Origin of the sequence: Campylobacter sp. RM12640 (assembly GCF_020137595.1) — a bacterium.
Taxonomy (GTDB): domain Bacteria; phylum Campylobacterota; class Campylobacteria; order Campylobacterales; family Campylobacteraceae; genus Campylobacter_E.
The window spans coordinates 1-20,980 of the sequence record NZ_JACGAU010000010.1; the positions used below are offsets into that span (position 1 = coordinate 1).

Annotated in this window: 20 protein-coding genes and 2 pseudogenes; 5 read left to right on the top strand and 17 right to left on the bottom strand. The window is 26.9% G+C overall.

Going from position 1 to position 20,980, the window contains the following annotated elements; genetic code table 11:
• From AVBRAN12640_RS05010 to AVBRAN12640_RS05020, 3 genes are all read right to left on the bottom strand, one after another.
• The coding region (locus AVBRAN12640_RS05010) for an Ig-like domain-containing protein (protein WP_336608687.1) at positions 1 to 2,436 on the bottom strand (2,436 nt) is incomplete at its 3' end.
• Between the two features lie 123 nt (positions 2,437 to 2,559).
• Complete coding sequence (locus tag AVBRAN12640_RS05015) at positions 2,560 to 3,519, bottom strand: tetratricopeptide repeat protein (RefSeq protein ID WP_214117959.1); 960 nt, start codon at positions 3,517 to 3,519, stop codon at positions 2,560 to 2,562.
• A 226-nt stretch (positions 3,520 to 3,745) separates the two neighbouring features.
• On the bottom strand, positions 3,746 to 5,263 hold the full coding sequence (locus AVBRAN12640_RS05020) for a phosphoethanolamine transferase (protein ID WP_336608686.1): 1,518 nt from the start codon (positions 5,261 to 5,263) through the stop codon (positions 3,746 to 3,748).
• Positions 5,264 to 5,320: 57 nt separating this feature from the next.
• Between AVBRAN12640_RS05020 and AVBRAN12640_RS05025 the strand changes: the two genes are divergently transcribed.
• The 4 genes from AVBRAN12640_RS05025 (at position 5,321) to nhaA (ending at position 8,790) form a co-directional block, all read left to right on the top strand.
• Positions 5,321 to 6,079, top strand: coding sequence for an exodeoxyribonuclease III (locus AVBRAN12640_RS05025; RefSeq protein WP_214117957.1), 759 nt, complete (start codon positions 5,321 to 5,323; stop codon positions 6,077 to 6,079).
• A complete protein-coding gene (locus AVBRAN12640_RS05030) occupies positions 6,069 to 6,449 on the top strand; it encodes a hypothetical protein (RefSeq protein WP_214117956.1) in 381 nt (126 codons plus the stop codon). The genes AVBRAN12640_RS05025 and AVBRAN12640_RS05030 overlap by 11 nt, the downstream gene beginning before the upstream one ends.
• Before the next feature lie 75 nt (positions 6,450 to 6,524).
• Entirely contained in the window at positions 6,525 to 7,637 is a 1,113-nt protein-coding gene (locus AVBRAN12640_RS05035; RefSeq protein ID WP_336608685.1) for a glycerate kinase family protein, read from the top strand.
• A gap of 19 nt (positions 7,638 to 7,656) precedes the next feature.
• Positions 7,657 to 8,790: a Na+/H+ antiporter NhaA gene (gene nhaA / locus AVBRAN12640_RS05040; RefSeq protein WP_214117954.1), complete on the top strand. Its 1,134-nt coding sequence runs from the start codon at positions 7,657 to 7,659 to the stop codon at positions 8,788 to 8,790.
• A gap of 30 nt (positions 8,791 to 8,820) precedes the next feature.
• Here the strand turns inward: nhaA and hypD are convergent, their stop codons facing one another.
• From hypD to AVBRAN12640_RS05075, 7 genes and pseudogenes are all read right to left on the bottom strand, one after another.
• Entirely contained in the window at positions 8,821 to 9,906 is a 1,086-nt protein-coding gene (gene hypD / locus AVBRAN12640_RS05045) for a hydrogenase formation protein HypD (RefSeq protein ID WP_214120190.1), read from the bottom strand.
• Positions 9,903 to 10,157, bottom strand: a complete 255-nt coding sequence (locus tag AVBRAN12640_RS05050; RefSeq protein ID WP_239802676.1) for a HypC/HybG/HupF family hydrogenase formation chaperone — start codon at positions 10,155 to 10,157, stop codon at positions 9,903 to 9,905. The genes hypD and AVBRAN12640_RS05050 overlap by 4 nt, the downstream gene beginning before the upstream one ends.
• Before the next feature lies 1 nt (position 10,158).
• Positions 10,159 to 10,803, bottom strand: a complete 645-nt coding sequence (gene hypB, locus AVBRAN12640_RS05055; RefSeq protein ID WP_336608684.1) for a hydrogenase nickel incorporation protein HypB — start codon at positions 10,801 to 10,803, stop codon at positions 10,159 to 10,161.
• 194 nt (positions 10,804 to 10,997) lie between these two features.
• The gene (locus AVBRAN12640_RS05060) at positions 10,998 to 11,579 is read right to left on the bottom strand and encodes a hypothetical protein (RefSeq protein ID WP_336608683.1); all 582 of its coding nucleotides are present in this window, start codon (positions 11,577 to 11,579) and stop codon (positions 10,998 to 11,000) included.
• Between the two features lie 315 nt (positions 11,580 to 11,894).
• The gene (creD, locus tag AVBRAN12640_RS05065) at positions 11,895 to 13,190 is read right to left on the bottom strand and encodes a cell envelope integrity protein CreD (RefSeq protein WP_336608682.1); all 1,296 of its coding nucleotides are present in this window, start codon (positions 13,188 to 13,190) and stop codon (positions 11,895 to 11,897) included.
• Positions 13,191 to 13,349: 159 nt separating this feature from the next.
• Positions 13,350 to 14,810, bottom strand: a pseudogene (locus tag AVBRAN12640_RS05070) (type I restriction-modification system subunit M).
• Between the two features lie 312 nt (positions 14,811 to 15,122).
• Positions 15,123 to 15,548 (bottom strand): DUF4143 domain-containing protein, encoded by a 426-nt coding sequence (locus tag AVBRAN12640_RS05075; protein WP_336608681.1) that lies wholly within the window; start codon positions 15,546 to 15,548, stop codon positions 15,123 to 15,125.
• Between the two features lie 678 nt (positions 15,549 to 16,226).
• Between AVBRAN12640_RS05075 and AVBRAN12640_RS05080 the strand changes: the two genes are divergently transcribed.
• Entirely contained in the window at positions 16,227 to 16,730 is a 504-nt protein-coding gene (locus AVBRAN12640_RS05080) for a hypothetical protein (protein ID WP_336608680.1), read from the top strand.
• Between the two features lie 146 nt (positions 16,731 to 16,876).
• Here AVBRAN12640_RS05080 and AVBRAN12640_RS05085 read toward each other — a convergent pair.
• The 7 genes and pseudogenes from AVBRAN12640_RS05085 to mscL all read right to left on the bottom strand — a co-directional run.
• Positions 16,877 to 16,987, bottom strand: a pseudogene (locus AVBRAN12640_RS05085) (DEAD/DEAH box helicase family protein); the annotation flags it as partial.
• A 175-nt stretch (positions 16,988 to 17,162) separates the two neighbouring features.
• Entirely contained in the window at positions 17,163 to 17,678 is a 516-nt protein-coding gene (locus AVBRAN12640_RS05090) for a WYL domain-containing protein (RefSeq protein WP_336608678.1), read from the bottom strand.
• Between the two features lie 62 nt (positions 17,679 to 17,740).
• Entirely contained in the window at positions 17,741 to 18,031 is a 291-nt protein-coding gene (locus AVBRAN12640_RS05095; protein ID WP_336608677.1) for an HTH domain-containing protein, read from the bottom strand.
• Positions 18,028 to 18,633 carry a hypothetical protein gene (locus AVBRAN12640_RS05100; protein WP_336608676.1) on the bottom strand — a complete coding sequence of 202 codons (606 nt, stop codon included), beginning with the start codon at positions 18,631 to 18,633 and terminating at the stop codon, positions 18,028 to 18,030. The genes AVBRAN12640_RS05095 and AVBRAN12640_RS05100 overlap by 4 nt, the downstream gene beginning before the upstream one ends.
• A 525-nt stretch (positions 18,634 to 19,158) precedes the next feature.
• Positions 19,159 to 19,734 (bottom strand): hypothetical protein, encoded by a 576-nt coding sequence (locus AVBRAN12640_RS05105; RefSeq protein WP_336608675.1) that lies wholly within the window; start codon positions 19,732 to 19,734, stop codon positions 19,159 to 19,161.
• On the bottom strand, positions 19,727 to 19,903 hold the full coding sequence (locus tag AVBRAN12640_RS05110) for a hypothetical protein (protein ID WP_336608674.1): 177 nt from the start codon (positions 19,901 to 19,903) through the stop codon (positions 19,727 to 19,729). Before AVBRAN12640_RS05110 ends, AVBRAN12640_RS05105 begins: the two co-directional genes overlap by 8 nt.
• Before the next feature lie 655 nt (positions 19,904 to 20,558).
• Complete coding sequence (gene mscL, locus AVBRAN12640_RS05115; RefSeq protein WP_214117937.1) at positions 20,559 to 20,966, bottom strand: large-conductance mechanosensitive channel protein MscL; 408 nt, start codon at positions 20,964 to 20,966, stop codon at positions 20,559 to 20,561.
• Positions 20,967 to 20,980: the final 14 nt, after the last annotated feature.

The window sequence follows — 20,980 nt, forward strand, 5'->3', positions numbered from 1 at the left end:
ATTAAAGAATCCATCTTCATCACCTTGGAATACTTTAAATTCTAAAGTGCCTTCTTTAGTATCTAACTTAGCGTTTATTGTGCCAACATTACTAATATTTCCAGCTTCATCTTTAGCTACTAATTCTAATTTTTCACCATCTTTTACATCATTTAATGTTGCTTTAAAGTTACCATCAGCATCAGCTTTTACTTCAGTTTTACCATTTATTGTTACCACTGCATTTGGCTCTGTTTTACCTTCTACAACATAATTACCATTTAAATCTGGAGTTCCTGTTAATTCTCCTAATAATGGAGCTGTAGTGTCTATTGTCGTTGTAGCAACATCAGATACTATTTTATCATTTACATTATAAGTTACTTCTACCTTAACTTCTCCATCTTTTTCTGGAGTATAAGTAGTTGTAAATGAGCCATCTGGATTGATTGTAGCATTTACTTTTTCACCATTAATTGTAATAGTTGCGTTATCAGGATTTAATTCAACTTTATTTCCGTTAGCATCTACAGGAGATACACTACCGCTTATTGTTAATTCTTTATTGTTATTTAATGTATCTTCAATATTTGTGCCTTTATTGTCAAATATATCTACCTTAATATCTGCATCTACTGCCTCAACTACAGGTGCATTATATTCAACCCTTACAATATCATGTTTATCATCTAAACTAACGCTAATTAAACCAGTTTCTTGATTAACTATATTAGAATCTAATGTAATTGTGAAATTACCATTCTCATCTACATAAGCCTTAGATACAACACTATTTGTAGCACCTATTATATTGCTTCCTATTGTAAATATATAATCACCCGCATTACCTGTAAAGCCTTCTAGTTTAGCTTTTATTACTAATTCATTATTATCTACTTTAGCTAATTTATCACTTAAAGATTCATCTCCATTTACTTCTGTAATTACAAGTTTATCAAATAGTGGAGCTTCAGGTTTAACTTCAGGTTGTTTATTGTCTTCAGTATTTTCAGGTTTATCTTCAGGTTTAACTTCTGGAGTTACAACATCAACTGGTTTATCATCTGTATTATCAGGAGTAGCTGGAACATAAAATATATTTGCTGTATCGCTTACGCTACCTATACTTAATTTAATCATTCCTTGTTCGTTATTTACAACATTAGAATCCATTGTAAATGTAAATTCACCATTAGCATTTACATAAGCTGTAACTTTTTGCTCTAAACCTGCATTGTTTAAATTGCTATTTACTGTAAATGTGTATTCGCCTTCTTTGCCTTTGAAGTCATCTAATTTAGCAGTAATTACTAATTTTCCTTCACTAACTTCTGCTCTATCATCAACTGCTGTATTATCACCATTGATTGAAGTAATAAGAATATCTGTAAATAGTTTAGTAGCAGGGTTTAATGGAGTAGATGGGATAACATTATCAACTGGTTTATCTTCAGGAACAACTGGAGTTGGTTCAGGTTTAACTTCAGGAGTTACAACATCTTCAGTATTTTCAGGTTTATCTTCAGGTTTTACTTCAGGTTGTTTATTGTCTTCAGTTTTATCTTCTTCAGGTTTTACTTCAGGAGTTACAACATCTTCAGTATTTTCAGGTTTTTCTTCAGGTTTTACTTCTGGAATTACAACATCTTCAGTGTTTTCAGGTTTATCTTCAGGTTTAACTTCAGGTTGTTTATTGTCTTCAGTTTTATCTTCTTCAGGTTTAACTTCAGGAGTTACAACATCTTCAGTATTTTCAGGTTTTTCTTCAGGTTTTACTTCTGGTTGTTTATTATCTTCAGTTTTATCTTCTTCAGGTTTAACTTCAGGTTGAGTATTGTTTCCTGTATTGTTTTCTGGATTTTCAGGAACTACATTGTCATTAGCACCATTATTTCCTGGAATTGTAGGAATTTCGCCATTGTTAGCTTCTCCATTAATTTCAGGTGTTACTTGATTACCTTGTGCTAATAAATCATTAAGATTTGCAGCACCTAAGCCGTTGTTGTTAAAGTTAGTAATAACATTATTATCAACTTCTCTTGATAATACATCTGCATAAACTGTGCTTTCGCTACCTGATTGATCAAACACAACATCATTTAATGTTCCAGTAGCACCAGCAGCACCAGCTTCACCAGCAGCAGTTGCGTCTAATTCTATTTCTCCATTGTTATTTACTAAGTTATTGATTAAGTTATTGATTTTATCATCAATTGCAGCTTCATTTTCAAAGCTTTCACTTGTTAAAATACTATTATCAATCTTTGCAACATTATCTCCTACAATATGTAAAACTTTGCCACTGCTAAGTTCTATATCAACACTTGTATCTTTTCCGATTGTTCTAATAGTATCATTTAGTGATACTGCATCGCCTACATTTAGTGACTTCTCACCATTAACATTAATAGCTTTAACATCGCCTATTAATTTAATAATTTTTCCAGCTTCCGCCATAATATTTCTCCTTGTTGAATTTCAAAACAAGGTTAATTTAACGAAAATATATAAATTCTATTATTGCCCTTCAGTGCAAAAATATAATTTTTACAAAAAAAGGCAAAAAAAATGTATAAAATATTAATTACAAGCTTTAGTAAAACCTAATTCGCAAGCTTTTTGAAAGAATTTTTTTGATTTAGAAGAATCTGTTTTGATATATGTCTTATCATTATCTTTTAATCCATCTTCATACATATATCCAAGTCTAGAACAAGAATAACCATCGCCAATCTTACAAGATTTTTCATAGTTTTTTATAGCTTTTTCAAAATCATTATTATGTTCTTGTAATACCGCTAAGCTAGCACAAGAATCTTTATCATCTAATTCGCAACCTTGCTCATAATACATTTGAGTTTTTTCTATATTGTTTAAATATCTATAAACATCTCCTATTGACTTGCAAGCTTTATAATTTTTATTATTACACTCTTTATCGCTTAAATCAGAAAAATTAGATATTTTATTATTAACAACTTGGGTAGTTAAATACCAATTTGACACCATCTGACAACCATAATCATCGCCTAAACCACAAGCTCTTAAATAAAAATCAATTCCTTGATTAGGATTTAAATTATTAGCAAGTTCTATACAAGAATTAGCAATTCCACCATTGCAAGCTTTAAATAATTCGTCTTGTTTAAATTCTTTATATTCTTTTTTTTGTAAATAAGCATAATTATCACAAGCTTCATAAATGTCATTCTTACAAGCATTATCTAATAAATCATTAGCTTTTTTTATATCCTTATTAACACCAAGCCCTAGATAATACATTTTTCCAAGACTTCCACAAGCTTTTTTATTATTCAAATCACAAGATTTTTTATAATATTTATAAGCATAAGAATAAGAAATCCCCGTTCCTAATCCAAATTCATTCATCTCTCCTAATCTATAACAAGCATTAGAATTATCTTTATTACATTCTTGTTTAAAATTAGGATAAGCTTTTTTATATTCACCCTTTTCAAACAAACTTTCATTAGCACTTAAAGATACCAAAATACCTAAAGCTAATAATATTTTTCTCATACAATCTCCTTAAAAATATCAAATAAATTAAAGTAAAAATAATATGTAAAAATCGTAAATATTGAAGAGATTAAAAGGGTTGCATTTAGGAGTATAGTTGAAAAATGATTAACGATTTATTAGCTGCAACCCTTTAAAACAAGGAATGGCGTATTATAACCACACAATTATTAAAATAATATTAAACTAAATAAAAATTTTATAAATATTTTATTTTTTATATTATTTATAAATTATTTTCTAAATCTATACTAAATAAATCATAGTTTTTCCTATAATCTTTTGTAGAAATATTAAAAAACCCTAATAAAGAACTAAATAAATTATCTTGAGATAGTTTAAAATCAAGTTTATCTTTATTGTTATACTCATAATTAGTCCATAAAATAGCCGGAATTTGAATTTGCTCTTTTGGTGCTAAATAATATGGCATTCCGTGCAAATAAAACCCATTTTCTCCTAAACTTTCTCCGTGATCACTTAGATAAAATAAAGCTTTTTTATCAGCATTATCAGTCTTTAAAACATCAATCAAACTAGCCACTATAAAATCAGTATAAAGCAAGGTGTTATCATAAGTGTTATATAAATTATCTTCGCTACATTCTTGCAATTTATTTGTATTACAAGTTGGAGTAAATTTTTCAAATTCTTTTGGATATCTAAGATAATAACTTGGTCCATGAGAACCTTGCAAATGCACTATTATTAATGTATTTTTATCTTTTTTACTTTTTAATATATTCTTAGTTTCATCAACTAACCATCCATCATAATCTTTACTTTTAATAATAGAATTAATGTCATTACAAACATTTTGACAACCTCCAGAATTATTATCTATCCAACGCACATCAATAAAACGATTTAAAAGATTTAAAACATTCTCATAATTTTCACCTTTTTTAAAATCCACCCTATCATGCAATGAAAACATACAAGGTAAAGATTGAGCAGTGGCAGTCCCGCAAGATGTAAAATTACTAAAATAATTAATATTTAAATTCTTAGTATAAAAATTAGTATCGTTTTTAGTATATCCGCCTAAAGAATAATTCTTTGCCCTTGCAGTTTCTCCTACTACTAAAATAAAAGTTTTACTCTCATTATCATCTTGAATAGAAGCATCAAGCCCTATTTTTACCATCTCTTCTTTAGGAGTGAATTTTGATTTTGTTATTTTAATAGCAGAATATATTTGATGAAATGGCACATTGTAATATCTTATGTCATCATTAGTTCTAATAAAAGGTATAAAAGTTCTAGAATTAGTAAATACTATGACAAAAATCAATATAGCACTTAAAATAATTGAAACTATTTTAGCTATATAACAACCTTTTTTTATACTAATAAATCTTAGCAAAATTATTGGTAATACAACGCTTAATAATATAAAAAATACAAAGGATAAAGAAAATAAATCGCTCATTTCTCTTTTGTCTGTTAAAAATACATTAGCTACCATATTTCCATCAATAACTACATTGTAAGTTTTAATAAAATATATACTAAATCCAGTGCATATTATTAAAATAATAGAACAAATATAAGCCAAAATTCTAAAAAAACATAATATATTAACAACTAAAAATATCAATGCAAAATATATAATATTTACTATTGTAAAAAAATAAATATCACTTATTTTATTACTCAAAAATGTAAGCATAGAAAAATAATTCAAAGTGATTATATATGCACTTAAAACAAAATTAAATAAAATTGGATTTATCTTTAACATTTACTACCTTTTTGTATAGTTTTTATCATTATAAATAACTTAATTTAAGGAATAGTTTTGAGATTAATTTCGTGGAATGTAAATGGTTTAAGAGCAATTTGTGATAAAGATGGGTTTTCATTTTTAGAAAAATACCCTACTGATTTTTTAGGTATTCAAGAAATAAAAGCAACACCTGATAAATTTCCAAAAGATATAAACAATTTAGGCTTTAAAGATATTAAATCAAATTCAGCAAAAAGAGCTGGATACTCTGGTGTTATGAGCTTTTTAAATTTTGAATGCGAGAGTAGATTTGCCCAATTTTTTCCTGATGATGAAGGAAGAGTTTTAGAGCATAGTTTTAAAGATATTGTTTTGTTTAATATATATTTTCCAAACGGACAAAGCGGTGATGAAAGATTAGATTATAAAATGAAATTCTATGATGATTTTTTAGAATATTTAAAAAAATTATTATTAGAAGGCAAAAAAATCATAATTTGTGGAGATGTAAATACAGCACACCGCCCAATAGATTTAACTCACCCAAAAGCTAATGAAAAAACAAGTGGATTTTTACCAATTGAGCGTGAGTGGATTGATAGATTGCTTGATGCTGGATTTGTTGATACATTTAGATATATAAACGGAGATATTCCTGAAAAATATTCGTGGTGGAGCTATCGTGCAGCTGCTAGAAATAGAAATGTTGGTTGGAGAATTGATTATTTTTTCATATCAAATAATCTTACCCCTTATTTAAAAGACGCCTTTATATTAAGCGATGTAATGGGCTCTGATCATTGTCCTGTTGGTATTGATATTGAAATCTAAAATAAATGAGTTTTTAAATTCTAACAATATTTGCGTAGTTTCTACAAACGAGCCTTATTCGGCTACTTTGTTTTATAAATTTGATGAGATTAATGAAGCATTACTTTTTATCTCATCGCCTACTTCAAGGCATATTAAATTAGATGAATTATTAAGTGCAGCAATTTATACAAACAATCCAATTAAAGGCGTTCAAATAATAGGAAAATTATTATTAGCAAATGAAACCCAAAAAAAGCTTTATTTAAATACATATAAGGCTGCTAATTTTGCACTAAATCACAAAATTTATGCACTAAAGCTAAAATATTTAAAATACACAGATAATACCCTAATGCTACCTAAAAAAACGGAGATTTTTTATGAATGAATTTATACTTGATATAAGTGCTACTTTATTTTTTAGTTTTTTACTAATTTATTTTGTAATTAAAAGGATAAAAAAATGAAAGCATTAATTATTTGTGATAGTTTTAAAGGCTCTCTTAGTTCAAAACAAGCAAACGAAGCTATCAAAAAATCTTGCGATAAATTAAATATAAACTCAATTCAACTAGCTATTTCTGATGGTGGAGAAGGTTTTTTAGAAAGTATAAATGATAAAATCAATGCTACAAAAATCTATTTAAACTTAAAAAATGCTTATGGTATTAGAGATTATAAGGGTTATTATCTTTTAAAAGAAAATAAAGCATATTTTGAAATGGCAGAATTTGCAGGATTAATCGCTCTTAATGAAAATGAAAAAAATCCTTGCAAAACTAGCACAATTTCACTAGGTATTGCTATAAAAGACGCTATTAATAATGGTGCAAATGAGTTTATAATAGGCATTGGTGGTTCGGCTACAAATGATGCTGGAATAGGAATGTTAAGCGCTTTAGGATACGAGTTTTTAGATGAATTTGAAAATATTTTAAAACCTATCGGAGAAAATCTAATAAAAATTGCAAAAATAAATGATAAAAATGTATTAAAAGAGCTTAAAAACTGTAGCTTTAAAATAGCTTGTGATGTTAAAAATCCATTATATGGAGAAAATGGTGCAGCGTATGTCTATGCAAGGCAAAAAGGTGCAAATGATAATGAAGTTAAAATACTTGATTTAGGTTTAAAAAATTTTGCAAAAGTTTGTGAAAAATATTTAACTAAAGATTATTCACAATTTCAAGGTTGTGGTGCTGCTGGTGGACTTGGTTTTGGCTTTAAAGCATTTTTAAATGCAGAATTTGAAAGTGGATTTTCATATATTAAAAACCTTTTAAATCTTGAAGAGTTAATTAAAAACTCTGATTTAATAATAACAGGAGAAGGTGCTTTTGATAATCAAAGTTTGATGGGAAAAGTAATCGGAGAAATTAATCAAATTTGCAACATTTATGATAAAAAATTAATAATATTTTGTGGTTTAAATAATAGTGATTTTAAAAATTGCTTTTCTTTAACAAAAACATTTTCTAATAAAACAAAAAATGAACTAATGCAAAATAACATTGCCTATCAATGTTTAAATGAGCTTTCGTTTAATGTATTGCAAACTTTTCTTGCTAAAAAATAATTTTTAACAAGGAGATATTATGCTTAAAAAAATTATAACTCACGAGCTTTTTGCTCCAATTTTATTGATTTTTATGACTATACTTGCTTTAGCTCTTAAAAATTCAAATCTAAACACTTATTATGAACTCATTACTAATTATAAAGCAGGTGTGATTTTTGGAGATTTAAACCTTATAAAACCACTTACTTTATGGGTAAATGATGGGCTTATGGCTATATTTTTCTTTTGGGTTGGATTAGAAGTTAAAAAAGAAATTCTAATAGGAGAATTAAGCAATATAAAAGCTGCTAGTTTGCCACTAATTGCAGCACTTGGCGGAGTAATTGTCCCTGCTATAATTTATAGTTTAATTAATATAAACGATAGCTTTGCTTTACAAGGCTTTGCGATACCGACTGCAACTGATATTGCTTTTGCTTTAGGAGTTTTATTATTACTTGGAAATAAAATTCCAAAATCTTTAACAATATTTTTACTAAGCCTTGCAATATTTGATGATGTTGCTGCAATTATTATAATCGCTTTATTTTATACAAATGAGCTAAGTATTTTAAGTCTTAGCCTTGCTACTTGTGGTTTAGCTATTTTGCTATTATTAAATTATTTGCATATTTGTATAAAAAGCCTTTATGTGATTATTGGTGCATTTATTTGGGTTTGTGTTCTTAAAAGTGGAGTTCATGCGACTTTAGCTGGTATGGCGTGTGCGTTTTTTATACCATTAAATACTAAAGATAATAAAGAATTTTTAGAACATATAATGCACGATTTAACACCTTATATAAATTATTTTATATTGCCTTTATTTGCTTTATTTAATGCTGGAGTTTTAATTAATGGTCTTAATTTAAATGATTTTAATGCAGTATTTTTTGGAGTATTTTTAGGTCTATTTTTAGGCAAACAATTAGGTGTATTTAGCTTTTGCTTAATTGCTAGTAAATTTGGCTTTAAATTACCATCAAATAAAGTTCAATTATATGGGGTTTGCATACTAACAGGTATTGGTTTTACTATGAGCTTTTTTATAAACACTCTTGTATTTGAAAATAATCCTGAATTATTTAATAGCGCAAAATTAGCAATACTTAGTGCTTCTTTTGTATCAGCTGTATTAGGCTATATTTGGCTAAGATTTATAAGCAAATAATCATATTAACTCCTATAAAAAGGAGTTAATTTAAATTCTATTGTATTTATAATAAGCAGCACAAGCACCTTCACTACTTACCATACAACTTCCTATTGGATTATTAGGCGTGCATAAATTACCAAAAACTTTGCAATCAGTTGGCTTTGCAAGTCCTTTTAAAATCTTAGGGCATAGACAGGCTTTGTTTTCTGCTTTTGTATTTGTTTTTATATCAAATACTTTTTTTGCGTTTATATAATCATATTCATCTTTTAGCTCCAAACCGCCATTACTAATAACACCTAAGCCACGGAATTCAAAATCATCACGCCTAAAGTATTTTTCAATTAATTCTTTAGCTTTTTCATTACCATTTTTACTAACTAATCTTGAATATTCATTATAAACATTATGAGTTTTATTCTTAAATTGTAAGCTTAAATTTAATAGCGAGTGCATTAAATCAACAGGCTCAAAACCACTTATAGCAAATGGTTTTTTATAAGTATTAGCCATATTTAAATACGCGTTTTCTCCTATTATCACGCTTACATGTGATGGGGCTAAAAAGCCATCAATATTACAATCTTTATCATTTAATAAGGCTTCAACAGGCTCAGGAACTCTTACATGATTTATATGAAAAAATACATTTTTAAGTCCCATTTCAAGCACTTTTTCAATCAAAACCGCACTCATAGGAGTAGTAGTTTCAAAACCTATTGCAAAAAATATAATCTTTTTATCTTTATTTTCATTTGCGATTTTTAATACTTCTAGTGGGCTATAAAGCGCTCTAATATCCTTGCCTTGTGCTCTTAATTTTTCTAAACTCGTATTACTAGCAGGAACTTTAATCAAATCAGCAAGCGTGCAAAAAATAGCACCTTCCATACTTGCTAAAAAAATAGCTTCATCAAGCCTACTTTTTGGCATTACACAAACAGGACAACCTGGCCCATGAATAAAATTAATATTAGGCAAAAGAGAAGGGATTGAGTATTTTATAAGTGAATGTGTGTGCCCGCCACAAATCTCCATTACATTATAAACCCTATCAAGCTTAACATTATTAATTAGTTTTTTTAAATTATTAATAATATTTGCGTCTTTATATTCTTTTATGTAATTCATAAAAACCTACTTTCAATCTCTTCGCTACCTATCTCATCTGCAATTTGCTTATATAATTCTAAGCTTTCTTTAGCAGCTGCTTCATCAATTTTTTGCATAGCAAAACCAACATGAATTAATACAAAATCTCCCACATTAACCTGCTCAGGTATCAAATCAAGGCTAACCCCACGCTTAATCCCTAAAGTATCAACCATGGCGAAATTATTTTCATCAACACTTAAAACTTTTGATGGTATAGATAAACACATATTAACTCCTTAAAGATTTAAAATATTCACAAAGCTCGGTAATTCCTTCGCCTGTAGTGCTGCTTACGCAAAAGATTTTTACATTTGGATTTAATTTTTTTGCTTCTTGTGTGATAGTTTCTAGGCTAAAATCAAAATATTTTGCTATATCCATTTTAGTTAAAACTATCACATCAGCTCTTTTAAACATAACAGGATATTTTGCTACTTTATCACTTCCTTCAGGACTTGATAAAAGTACAACATTTAAATTCTCGCCCAATTTATATGATGCAGGGCATACTAAGTTGCCTATATTTTCTATTACACAAAACTCTGAATTACTAATATCAAGATTTTTTAGAGCTAAATCTATCATTTTTGCGTCTAAATGACAGCTTTGACCTGTGCTTATTTGATATGCTTTAGCACCTGCTTTGATAATCCTATCAGCGTCCTTATTAGTCTCTAAATCCCCTTCAATTACGCATAATTTTAATAAATTATTTTTTATAATATACTCAAGTAGAGTGGTTTTACCACTACCAGGAGAGCTCATAAAATTAAGGCAATATAAATTAGATTTTTTAAAAAACTCTTGATTGATTTTTGCTTGATTTTCGTTTTCAGCCATAATTTTTGCTTTTGCTTCAATGATTACTTTCATTACCTACTCCTTAAATTTTTCACATTTTACTAAGTAAAAGTATTTACAATGGCAACAAAAATCATTTCAATTTAGAAAATAAAGAATAAGTTTTATTAAAATTCTTTTCTATGAAAGCCATATTTTTTTATATTTATTCATTATTTTTCTTCTTTTATACTTAGATTTTTAGCACTATAAAATTAGCTAGATATTTAAAACCTAGAAACTATAATCTCAATTATCTTATCATCTTCTAATTCAAGCCTAATGCTAACACTTTTGCCCAAAAGTATTTTAGTAAAATAAAAATATTCATTTTTCATTTTAAATTCTAACTGGCTTAAAGTCTTTTGTATCTCATCATAGCTTTTGCCTTTTATATCATTATTTATATCATCTAATATGCTTTTATCAAGCACAAGGCAAACTCTTTCAAGGTTACTACACTTTAGGTCTGATTTTAAAATCCTTGTTATAAGCTCATTGGGTTGTTTTAAAAAATCATCATAATACCACCAAGCACAAAGCATAGCCAAAGTTAAAGCTAAGTATTTTTTAAAATAAACATTATAGTTTTTTCTAGCAGTATATAAATATACGAAGCCAAATATCGCAAATGGCACGAGATTTTTAAGAGTATCAATGCTCTTATAAACGCTTCTATCATAAAGACAAAAATTATAAATAATCTTAGCAAGGCAAACACACGATATAAAAAGCGAAATATGTCTTAAAAGTAAATAAAACTTATCTTGCAAGATTATCTTACTATCTAAATCATCTTGAGATAACAAAAGATAAATCCTAGAAAAAAGAAAAGCAAATATAAAGCAAGGAATATAACTAAAATCTCCTATATAAAATGGTATAAAAAACAAAAACCAAGCTAGATAAAAAAGCGTATTTTTAAAATCATATTAGCTTTTGCTAAAAAACCTTTTAAAGCCATTTTGTTATCCTTAAAAGCAAAAATATTTAAATTTAAAAATCACTAAAAATAAAATTGAAATTCCTAATTTAAATTCCTTTTAAAATATCTTGAAAATACATTAAATTTTAACGGAATTTAAAATCGGAATTTCAATATTTTTTATCCTTTAATATCCTAATTATTCAGCCTTTTTATCCAAAAAATTATCAATATTTTTTGTAATATACATAAGAACATATAAAACTATCATTATAAGAATTGTTCCAGTAATTAGTGCGAATTGCTCCATTTGAAGCACAGAAAATAATACTGCATAAACACCGCCTAAAAATAGTAGCATTCCAAAGCCAAATTTTTTGCTATTTGTAAGAGCTTTTATATAAAGTGCGTTTGGTATTACGACCATTAATGTAGCGATAATATAGGCAAGTTCAAAACTAAAATATTCTGACATTGAAAGCAAAACCAAATAAAACAAAGTTAGCGAAAATCCAACAACTCCGTATTGGATATAATGAGTTGGTTTTTTGCCTAAAATTTCAAAAACATAAACCACAAATAAGCTAAGCATTATAAATAATATGCCGTATTTAGCAGCTCTTATTACTTGTCTATAATGAGTAATTCCTTCGTATAGATTAATACCGATTAGATTATCATTTAGATAATGATTTGAATTATTTATAGCTTTTTGATAATTCATAGTAAATGGCATAATTTCATATTTTGCATTAAAGCCGTTATTATCAAGATTTTTGCTAACAGGCAATGTCCCATAAAAACTAGGCTTGCTTTCTTTTGAATTAATATCTAAGGTATTCTTTTGCGCTAAAGGAAGTATCTCTATACCTTTTGAGCCCCTTAATGTGAAAGAAATTTCAAAAGGTGTATTATTTTTCAACATATTTTTATTAATTAGTGATGAAATTCCATATCTTAAATGAGAATTTTTACTATTTGTCCCTGCATTTGGTTTTAAATCAATGCTATTTAGTTTAAAAGTTGAGATATTTACTAACGATTTTGCATCTAATAAACCTAAAGATAAATAAATTTCATCAAAGTCTTGCGGTAATTTTTCATCTAAATCAGCAAAATTACCACCAATGTTAATATTTGCGTTATAAACACTAGCTTTATATATTCCTTTTTGTCTAACCTCATCTAAAATATCAATTTTTACATCAATTTGGCTTGGGATTATGATTTTTTCGTAAGGGACTTTTTGCGTAATCGTATTGCCTTCTTCATCTTTTATATTTTGTTCTTTAGTGCCATTTATTACTAGAAAAATCCCATGTATTGTTTGCTTTTGACCCCATTCATTACCTAGAGTATCAACCATATTTTCATAAGTATCATTTCTCTCATTTATTATGCCGTTTATGAAAAACAATGGTATTTGAAGTAATATTGCAAGTAAAAATATAAAACCTACTTTTTTAGTTATTGAATTAGATGGTGTTTTAATCATTTTATTTCCTTTTAATTTTTAAAATATTTATCATATACAAAATAAGCTTAAATTACAAATACCAAACGAAATTCCTATTTTAAATTCCACTGCAAATAATTAAAATTTATATTTATTAAAATCACTCAACGATTTTTTTATTATATTTTTCCACAAAGCTTAAATACCTAGCTTTTTTAAAAGTTCGTTTGATTTTGCTAGGTTTTTGCTAAGTGATTTTAGGATTTCATCTACACTTCTTAGCTCTTTTTCTTCTTTTATATTTGGATTTTTTGCACTTAAATCATAGTTTTTAAGAGCAAGTTAGCTTTTACTTACAAGCCAAGAATTATTAGTAACCTTACGCTCCTTAACACAAGCTAGAAAATCTTTAAAATGCTCATACTCTAAAGGCTTATTTTTAGTTAGTTTATAAGGTGGTATTAGCTCATAATAATACACCTCATCACTATCATTTAAAAACCTTTTACCAAGCGAGAAAAACAGCACATTAGTTTTAACAGCACTATAAGGCAAAAATACCCCACTAGGAAGGCTTAAAACACACTCTAAATTATACTCATTTACTAAATCTTGCTTTACGCTTGTAAAGGCGTTTGAGTTTTGAAACAGCACTCCTTCAGGCACTACCACAGCACATCTGCCGTTTATCTTAAGGCTTTTTAGGATATGTTGTAAAAATAGTAGCTCAGTGGCGTTTGATTTTACTAAAAAGTTGTTTTGGATTTGCTCTTTTTCTTTGCCTCCAAATGGTGGATTTGCTAGAATTATTTCATATCTATCATCTTCGCTTATGTCGGTGATTTTTTTATTTAGGGTGTTTGTTTTAATGATATTTGGGGATTTTATGCCGTGCAAAATCATATTCATCACACCCATTGCATAGCTTAGTGGGGTCTTTTCTTTGCCGTGCAAGGCGTCATTTTGCATAAAATCTATCTCATCATTGCTAAGGCTTGTTTTATCTCTCATCACATGCAAAAAGCTCTCACACAAAAACCCACAACTACCACAGGCAGGGTCATACACACGCTCATTTGCCTTTGGGTCTATCACTTCAACGATAGCTTTTATAAGTGGTCTTGGGGTGTAAAACTCCCCACTATTTCCCCCATCGCTCCCCATATCTTTTAGCAGTTTTTCATACACTAGGCTTAGTGCAAACGCATCATCATCTTTGCTAAAGCTACATTCATCAATGATATTTATGATATCTCTTAGCGTGTGTCCGCTACTTATTCTGTTGTCAATATTTTCAAAAATACCACCGATTTTATACTCAATGCTTTTAAAATCATCGTTATTTTTAAAGCTTTTTAAATAGACAAAAAGCTCATTATTTACAAACTTAGTCAAATCATCACCGCTTAGGGCATTTTTAATATCTAGTGTGCCATCTTCTTTTTTAGGTGCTGCCCAACTGCTCCAAGCAAATTTGCTATCAAGTATGCTTACATACTCTTTATCATCATAAAACGCCTTATCTTCAAGCTCTTTTTCATAATCATCTAAGAATTTTAAAAATAGTATCCAGCTAATTTGCTCCGTATAATGCATAGCCCCACTTATGCCATCATCACGCCTTAAAATGTCTGTTATTTGGTCTATTTTGTTTTGCATTTTTGTCCTTTACCCATCATACTTTTAAATATTTATCATCAAGTAAAAATCAAGTAGATTTATAGTAAAAGTCTATCATCATCGTAAAATTAAGTAGATTAACTTTAATAAAAGTTATCTTTTATGTTTATTAAAGATTGTTTTTCTTGAGCCTTTTTTTTCTTCGCTTGACATACTGAAAGCTGATTAAATATATATCCTTTCATCTGATTTGTTTATTACAAAATCAACTTCTAAAGATTTATTAATGTTTTTCCCATATTACATTTATACACTTCTATCACACCCACATATACCATATATCCACGAGATTTAAACTCTTTGTAGATTATATTTTCTTAATATGTGTTTTAATTTTATTTGTCTATACTTTAACATAACGTTTCTTAAGCCTATATCTTCATAATAGTATTTAAGTGGAGTGCCTATATATTTTCGCCCTTTTACATCATAACGATTTGCACTACTTATCAAAAAACAATCTTGTAAAAAATCTATATAATTTTTAATAGTTACATTGCTTATCTTTATGCCTTTACTAGCAAATGTTTTTTTTATGGTGCTAGGGTTTGCAAGTGCTCCTATATTTAAAGCCAAAATATCTAACAAGCTTTCTAGTTCATAAGTTTTGCTGATATTGGTTCTTTCAATTAAATCTTTTAAATAAACTTCCTTAAAAAGATTTTGCAAATAAGCACTTTTTTGCTCTTGTGTAGGCAGAGTCGCCACAAATGGCATTCCGCCCCATACTATTATTCATTCCAAGCTGTATTTATATCATCTTTTGTTTGCATAAATTCTTTAAAGCTAAGTGGGTATAAATATAGCTCATCTCCTCTACCACAAAACTCCGTTATAACATCGCTTGATAAAAACTTAGAATACCGCCCGTTACATACACATCAACATTATCAAAATATAAAAGCGTGTTTAAAACCTCTTCAAAGTTTTTTAAAAACTAAACTTCATCAAGCATAATATAATGCATTTTTTCATCTTTTATAAGTGATTTTATATGATTTAATAAATTAGCAGGTTCTCTTAAATACTTATAATCAAACTTATCAAGTTAAATAATGATTATATACCCAATTACAAATTAAGAAAACTTAACAAACAACATAAAAACGAAAATACGATTAAATACATATTCTAAGTTATATTAGAACTTTTACAAACTTGTAGTGTTATTTAAAAATGAGTTTATTTAGATAAATATCTGTTTTTATTTGTACTTTTCTAACTTACATTTATTAAAAATCGATGTAAGTTAGAAAAATTTTTATCATAAAATTGTCTTTTAATCATAAAGAATAAAATTCTATTTCCGAAGTTGATTTAAATAGAAAAACTCAATAAACACCATTAACTTATTATATATATAATTATAAGAATATAACTAAAATAGGAGGAATTATGTATAAGATAATTGATGGAAAACAATATAATAAACATAGTGGTATTGAGGATATTAAAATTCCAGATTGTTTTGTATATCCTAACAATAAAAATGGCTGTGGTCATGGGGAAGCAAAATTATATATAAGTGTTAATTCTTGCGAAGACATAGAGGCCTTCTTTGAAATAAAAAAAGGTATTGGTACAGTGAATTGTATAATTGAAAAAGCTGATTTATTAAACTATTTAAATGTCAATAAAAATAACTATGATAGTGGAATATACGATATTAGAAAAAAAGAAATAGAAAATATTAAAGATGAAAATTTATTTTTTACGTTATTCTTACCTAAATTGGACGGTAGTAGAGATTATATAAACTCAAAAGATGAAAATTATCATCTTATTAGAAAAGTAGCTTTAAAAAATATAGGTTCTATATCAATAGAAAAGCTTATATATATTAATAATCATCTAAACATAAGATTAGTGTATTTTCAATTAAAGGTATTAACTAAGTGATAATGTATTACGAATTTAAATTTACTATACAATACCTTTAAAGGTTTGAAATTTAGATTTTTGAATATAAGGTACTCTTGCTATTATAGTAATTGTACCCTTCTAATAAATCTAAATCATAAAATCTATTGCATAATCACTAAGTTTAGTATCCTACCATCAGTAAAATAATACTCTTTCCTAATGTTTTCCTTAAGCCACCTAGCGTTTTCTAGCTTTATATCAATGTATTTTGCTCTAGTTTCGTTTTCTAACATTTAAATCCGCCAATAATTTATGAAATTTATTAGAAATATATATAAAATTATTAAAAATTACAAATATTAAAATAATTTTTATATTAATAATCTTTTAATAAATTTTGAAATACATATTCGCAGTATATGCAAAATACTTTATATTCTTAATGTTTTAAAATACTTAATTTCATTATCATTTTAAATACTCTAAATATTCTTTTACTATCTTTTTACTTTCAAGTGCTAATTCTTTTGGAGCTAGAATTTTTACATAAGGTATAAACCTAAACACCACGCTAAGCAATTCATCATCATAACTTATCATTGTGCTGATTATGAGCTTATCATCAGTTTTATTTATTATTTTTTGATTTGCTAGGATTTTATGGTTTAAAAAATACTCTACTCCTAAGCCACTAACTTCTAAAATAGCTTCAATCCTATCACAGCTAGTAAAAAAATCACTATCATTTTCAAGCTCTTCTAAGACCTTTTTATCATGCGAAAACTCATCTTTGTATATATTTATAGCCTTTAATTTATATAATGCAAAGGTTTTTATAGTGCCATTTTCAGTAGCTAGTAGATACCATGTACTTAAACGACTTATAAGCTTATATGGTTTTAAGGTTCTTAGCTTATTATCGTAATTTACTTTTATGATTTTTTGAAAGATAATAGCCCTGCATAGGTTAGTAAAATCACTCATATTACAAACCTCACTAATTGGTTGAAACTTTATAGGAAAATACTTACTCTCAGAAAAATTTTCTATAAAATCAATTGCAAATACCCCCCCCCAATGATATTTTTTAACAAATTTATATAGTCGTTTTTATAAGTTTTTAAAATCTTACTATCTTTTATGTAATACCTACCGCTCTCATCTTTAGCAATAGATAAATGCCCTAATCTTTGCATAATATCACGCTGAATGGTTCGCTCACTTACTCCGTATTCCAATGCTAATTCAGATTTGCTAAAACGCTCTTTATTATAAAGTCTTATTAATATCTCAATTATTCTTTCTACTAACAAATCTCCTGTACTTGGTAATCTCACTGCTTACTTTTCTTTTTATAGTTTCTTGGAAACGCAGCTTTGCCTAATTGCCACAAATACACATCAATTTGCTTGATTTTAAACTCGCCTAAGCTATAAAATTTAATAAACTCATTTATAACATCACAAAAAGTCTCATAATTTTTTAAATCCATTTTTTTAGACTTATAAAAACTATCAGTTTTTTGAAAATATTTTAACATAGTATCTACATAATAATCATATATAGGAAATTTTTCTGGCTTGTGATGTGAGCAGTATTTGCTAGCAAATGAATAAAATTTTTTATTTACTCCATTTATATTTACACTTGCTATCTTACTAACCAAACTTAAATCTCCATCTTCTAAACTCTTATCAATATTTAAATCTTTTATATGTTTAGCTACAGGAAAAATTGAAAAAATATTTGTGCTATAAAAATCGTTTAATGATGATGCTTTTATCAAAATATCATTTATATCATCATTTTTTGGATAAGTTTTGAAAAACAATTTATTTAAGGCAACCTCTTGTAATTCATAGTGCTCATCAACTTTTTCTATAGTATATTTTCTCACTTCTTCTGAAGTTGGTCTTTTTATTTTGATTAATGGTGTCATATTTTTCCTTAATAATTTTATTTTAAACCCTTCAAACCAAAGAATTTAAAATAAAATTTCATTTATTTATTAAATTAAACAAAATAAATAAAATTACTATAATGATACTTACTATTTGTATTATCAAGTATCACTTAAATTATTAAACTAATATGAATAATAATCTCTTTACATACTTTGACAATATCTATATGGACTATTTCTACATGTACTCCCAAAAATACCATCTCCCTCCCTACAACAATAACGACATACAGGAATAGAATTTTTTCTTACATATACATGAACCCCTTCTTTTTCGTTATAGACACATTTTTTACCATAATAACTATATTCATTACCGCAATAAGAACAAATGTAACTCATATTCTCTCCTTAAAAATAAATTCTTACTTTAATAAGTATTGATATTTTAACACATACAAAAGACATACTATGTCTTTTAACTTGATTAAAATGAGATATTTATAAATTTTACATAAATTAAAAGATAAAATTATGAAGATTAAATTAATTAGCAATTAGTTAAAAGCTAATTGCTAAATCAAAACCTAAAGCATGTCTATTACTATAAATAGTAGATTGTTTTAAATATTTTAACCCTATTTTATACCCTATCTTGTAGCCAAATAACTCATTATCATAAATGCCTATTGTAGCACTATATTCTAAAGGAGTTTTTATAGTTTTATTGAGTGATTTTATATATTTATTTTTAAAATATTTCCTATCATATAAATCAAATTCCAAATAAAGAGTATCAAATAAAATCATAGAATCAAAACCATAAATCACACCATTTAATCTTTCTTTTTCATTAGCTAAATTAACAATTTTATATCCTAACAGCTCATACTTTTCAAGGTGATATTTAAATTTAGTACGAGTATAGCCAAATAATAAATTTGTTTTGATTTTAAACAAGCTAAATTCGTTATATAAACTATAAGCCAACATTAAATTGAAGTTTGAATGAATTTGTTTTACATAACCTACTTTTTTTACTCCACCTTCAGGATGCATTATGTCGCTTTCGTATCCAGAACCACCAATTGATATCTCAAATCCTATAGGTAAATCATTATATGATTCTTTAAACATTATTTATATAAAAACTATCATAAAGATTATTATTCTTATTTTTAATTCTACCTATTTTATCTACTTCAGGATTTTGTATTTTAAGTTTACTAAAAGTACTAGATGTACCTATATAAGCAGCATTTATAGTAGTTGTTAATAAAGTAATTATTGCTAATATTTTTTTCATTTTAATTATTTTCCTTTATACTAAATAAATCAAGCCTTATTTAAAATACGCAAAATTAGCCAAACAAATTAAGTTTGGCTAAAAGTTTGCGTATTAATACTAATTATTTTTAATCATAATCATCATCACCATAATCATCATTACAATTACAAGGACCATATTCACCACAATTAGGACAACGGTCATCATCGTTAATAGAAAATTTGTCCTCAATTAAAGAAAATCTCATTTACTTCTCCTTAAAATAAATTCTTATTAAAAAATAAGCAATTAAATAATAACTAAAACAAAAGACACACTAAGTCTTTTTGTGTAATTTATGAGATAATTTTTGCGATTTTGTAAAAATATTTGGATTTAAAATTAACAATAATCTTATTTAGAAATTTAAAATAAATTTTTATTTGTTTAAGTTAAATTTATCTACTTAATATCAAATATATAAAATTACCTTGATAATATTTGTGTATTTATCTAAATTATAAGCTACTTGCTATATAACTAAAGCTGTAACATTTATATTTATATATTAAATATAGTTATTATTTTTATATAAATTTTATTGTAAGAAATATTAACAACTTATAAAATTACCGATTAAAGAAAAATGAAGAAAATAAAATATAAAAAGCTAATCATTAAGATTAGCTTAAAATTATTTATTTTTTAATAAATCTCTGATTTCTGTTAGCAGCACTATATCTTCGCTTGGTGCAGGAGCAGGAGCTGGTTTTTCTTCTTCTTTTTCTGCTTTTTTAAGCTTATTGATTAGCTTTACAACAACGAAAATTGAAAACGCAATGATTAAAAAATCAACTATATTTTGAATAAATAAACCATAATTAACGGTTACATTTTCAGCTTCTTTAGCACCTTCTTTAATAACTAATTTTAAATCACTAAAATCAACTCCGCCTGTTAAAACTCCAACAATAGGCATAATAATATCAGCCACAAGTGAGCTTACAATCTTACCAAAAGCAGTTCCTATAACCACACCCACAGCTAAATCTACAACATTTCCACGCATTGCAAATGTTTTAAATTCTTGTAATATTTTCATATTCTCTCCTTGAA

What these genes read in the sequence shown, in the direction of transcription:
- hypD (WP_214120190.1), bottom strand. Translation starts at nt 9,906, where the DNA reads ATGAATTACATAAAAGAATATAAAGACGCAAATATTATTAATAATTTA.
- AVBRAN12640_RS05090 (WP_336608678.1), bottom strand. Translation starts at nt 17,678, where the DNA reads ATGAGTGATTTTACTAACCTATGCAGGGCTATTATCTTTCAAAAAATC.
- AVBRAN12640_RS05075 (WP_336608681.1), bottom strand. Translation starts at nt 15,548, where the DNA reads ATGCCATTTGTGGCGACTCTGCCTACACAAGAGCAAAAAAGTGCTTAT.
- AVBRAN12640_RS05050 (WP_239802676.1), bottom strand. Translation starts at nt 10,157, where the DNA reads ATGTGTTTATCTATACCATCAAAAGTTTTAAGTGTTGATGAAAATAAT.
- mscL (WP_214117937.1), bottom strand. Translation starts at nt 20,966, where the DNA reads ATGAAAATATTACAAGAATTTAAAACATTTGCAATGCGTGGAAATGTT.
- hypB (WP_336608684.1), bottom strand. Translation starts at nt 10,803, where the DNA reads ATGAAAGTAATCATTGAAGCAAAAGCAAAAATTATGGCTGAAAACGAA.
- AVBRAN12640_RS05100 (WP_336608676.1), bottom strand. Translation starts at nt 18,633, where the DNA reads ATGACACCATTAATCAAAATAAAAAGACCAACTTCAGAAGAAGTGAGA.
- AVBRAN12640_RS05110 (WP_336608674.1), bottom strand. Translation starts at nt 19,903, where the DNA reads ATGAAAAAAATATTAGCAATAATTACTTTATTAACAACTACTATAAAT.
- AVBRAN12640_RS05020 (WP_336608686.1), bottom strand. Translation starts at nt 5,263, where the DNA reads ATGTTAAAGATAAATCCAATTTTATTTAATTTTGTTTTAAGTGCATAT.
- AVBRAN12640_RS05105 (WP_336608675.1), bottom strand. Translation starts at nt 19,734, where the DNA reads ATGTTTAAAGAATCATATAATGATTTACCTATAGGATTTGAGATATCA.
- AVBRAN12640_RS05015 (WP_214117959.1), bottom strand. Translation starts at nt 3,519, where the DNA reads ATGAGAAAAATATTATTAGCTTTAGGTATTTTGGTATCTTTAAGTGCT.
- AVBRAN12640_RS05035 (WP_336608685.1), top strand. Translation starts at nt 6,525, where the DNA reads ATGAAAGCATTAATTATTTGTGATAGTTTTAAAGGCTCTCTTAGTTCA.
- creD (WP_336608682.1), bottom strand. Translation starts at nt 13,190, where the DNA reads ATGATTAAAACACCATCTAATTCAATAACTAAAAAAGTAGGTTTTATA.
- nhaA (WP_214117954.1), top strand. Translation starts at nt 7,657, where the DNA reads ATGCTTAAAAAAATTATAACTCACGAGCTTTTTGCTCCAATTTTATTG.
- AVBRAN12640_RS05080 (WP_336608680.1), top strand. Translation starts at nt 16,227, where the DNA reads ATGTATAAGATAATTGATGGAAAACAATATAATAAACATAGTGGTATT.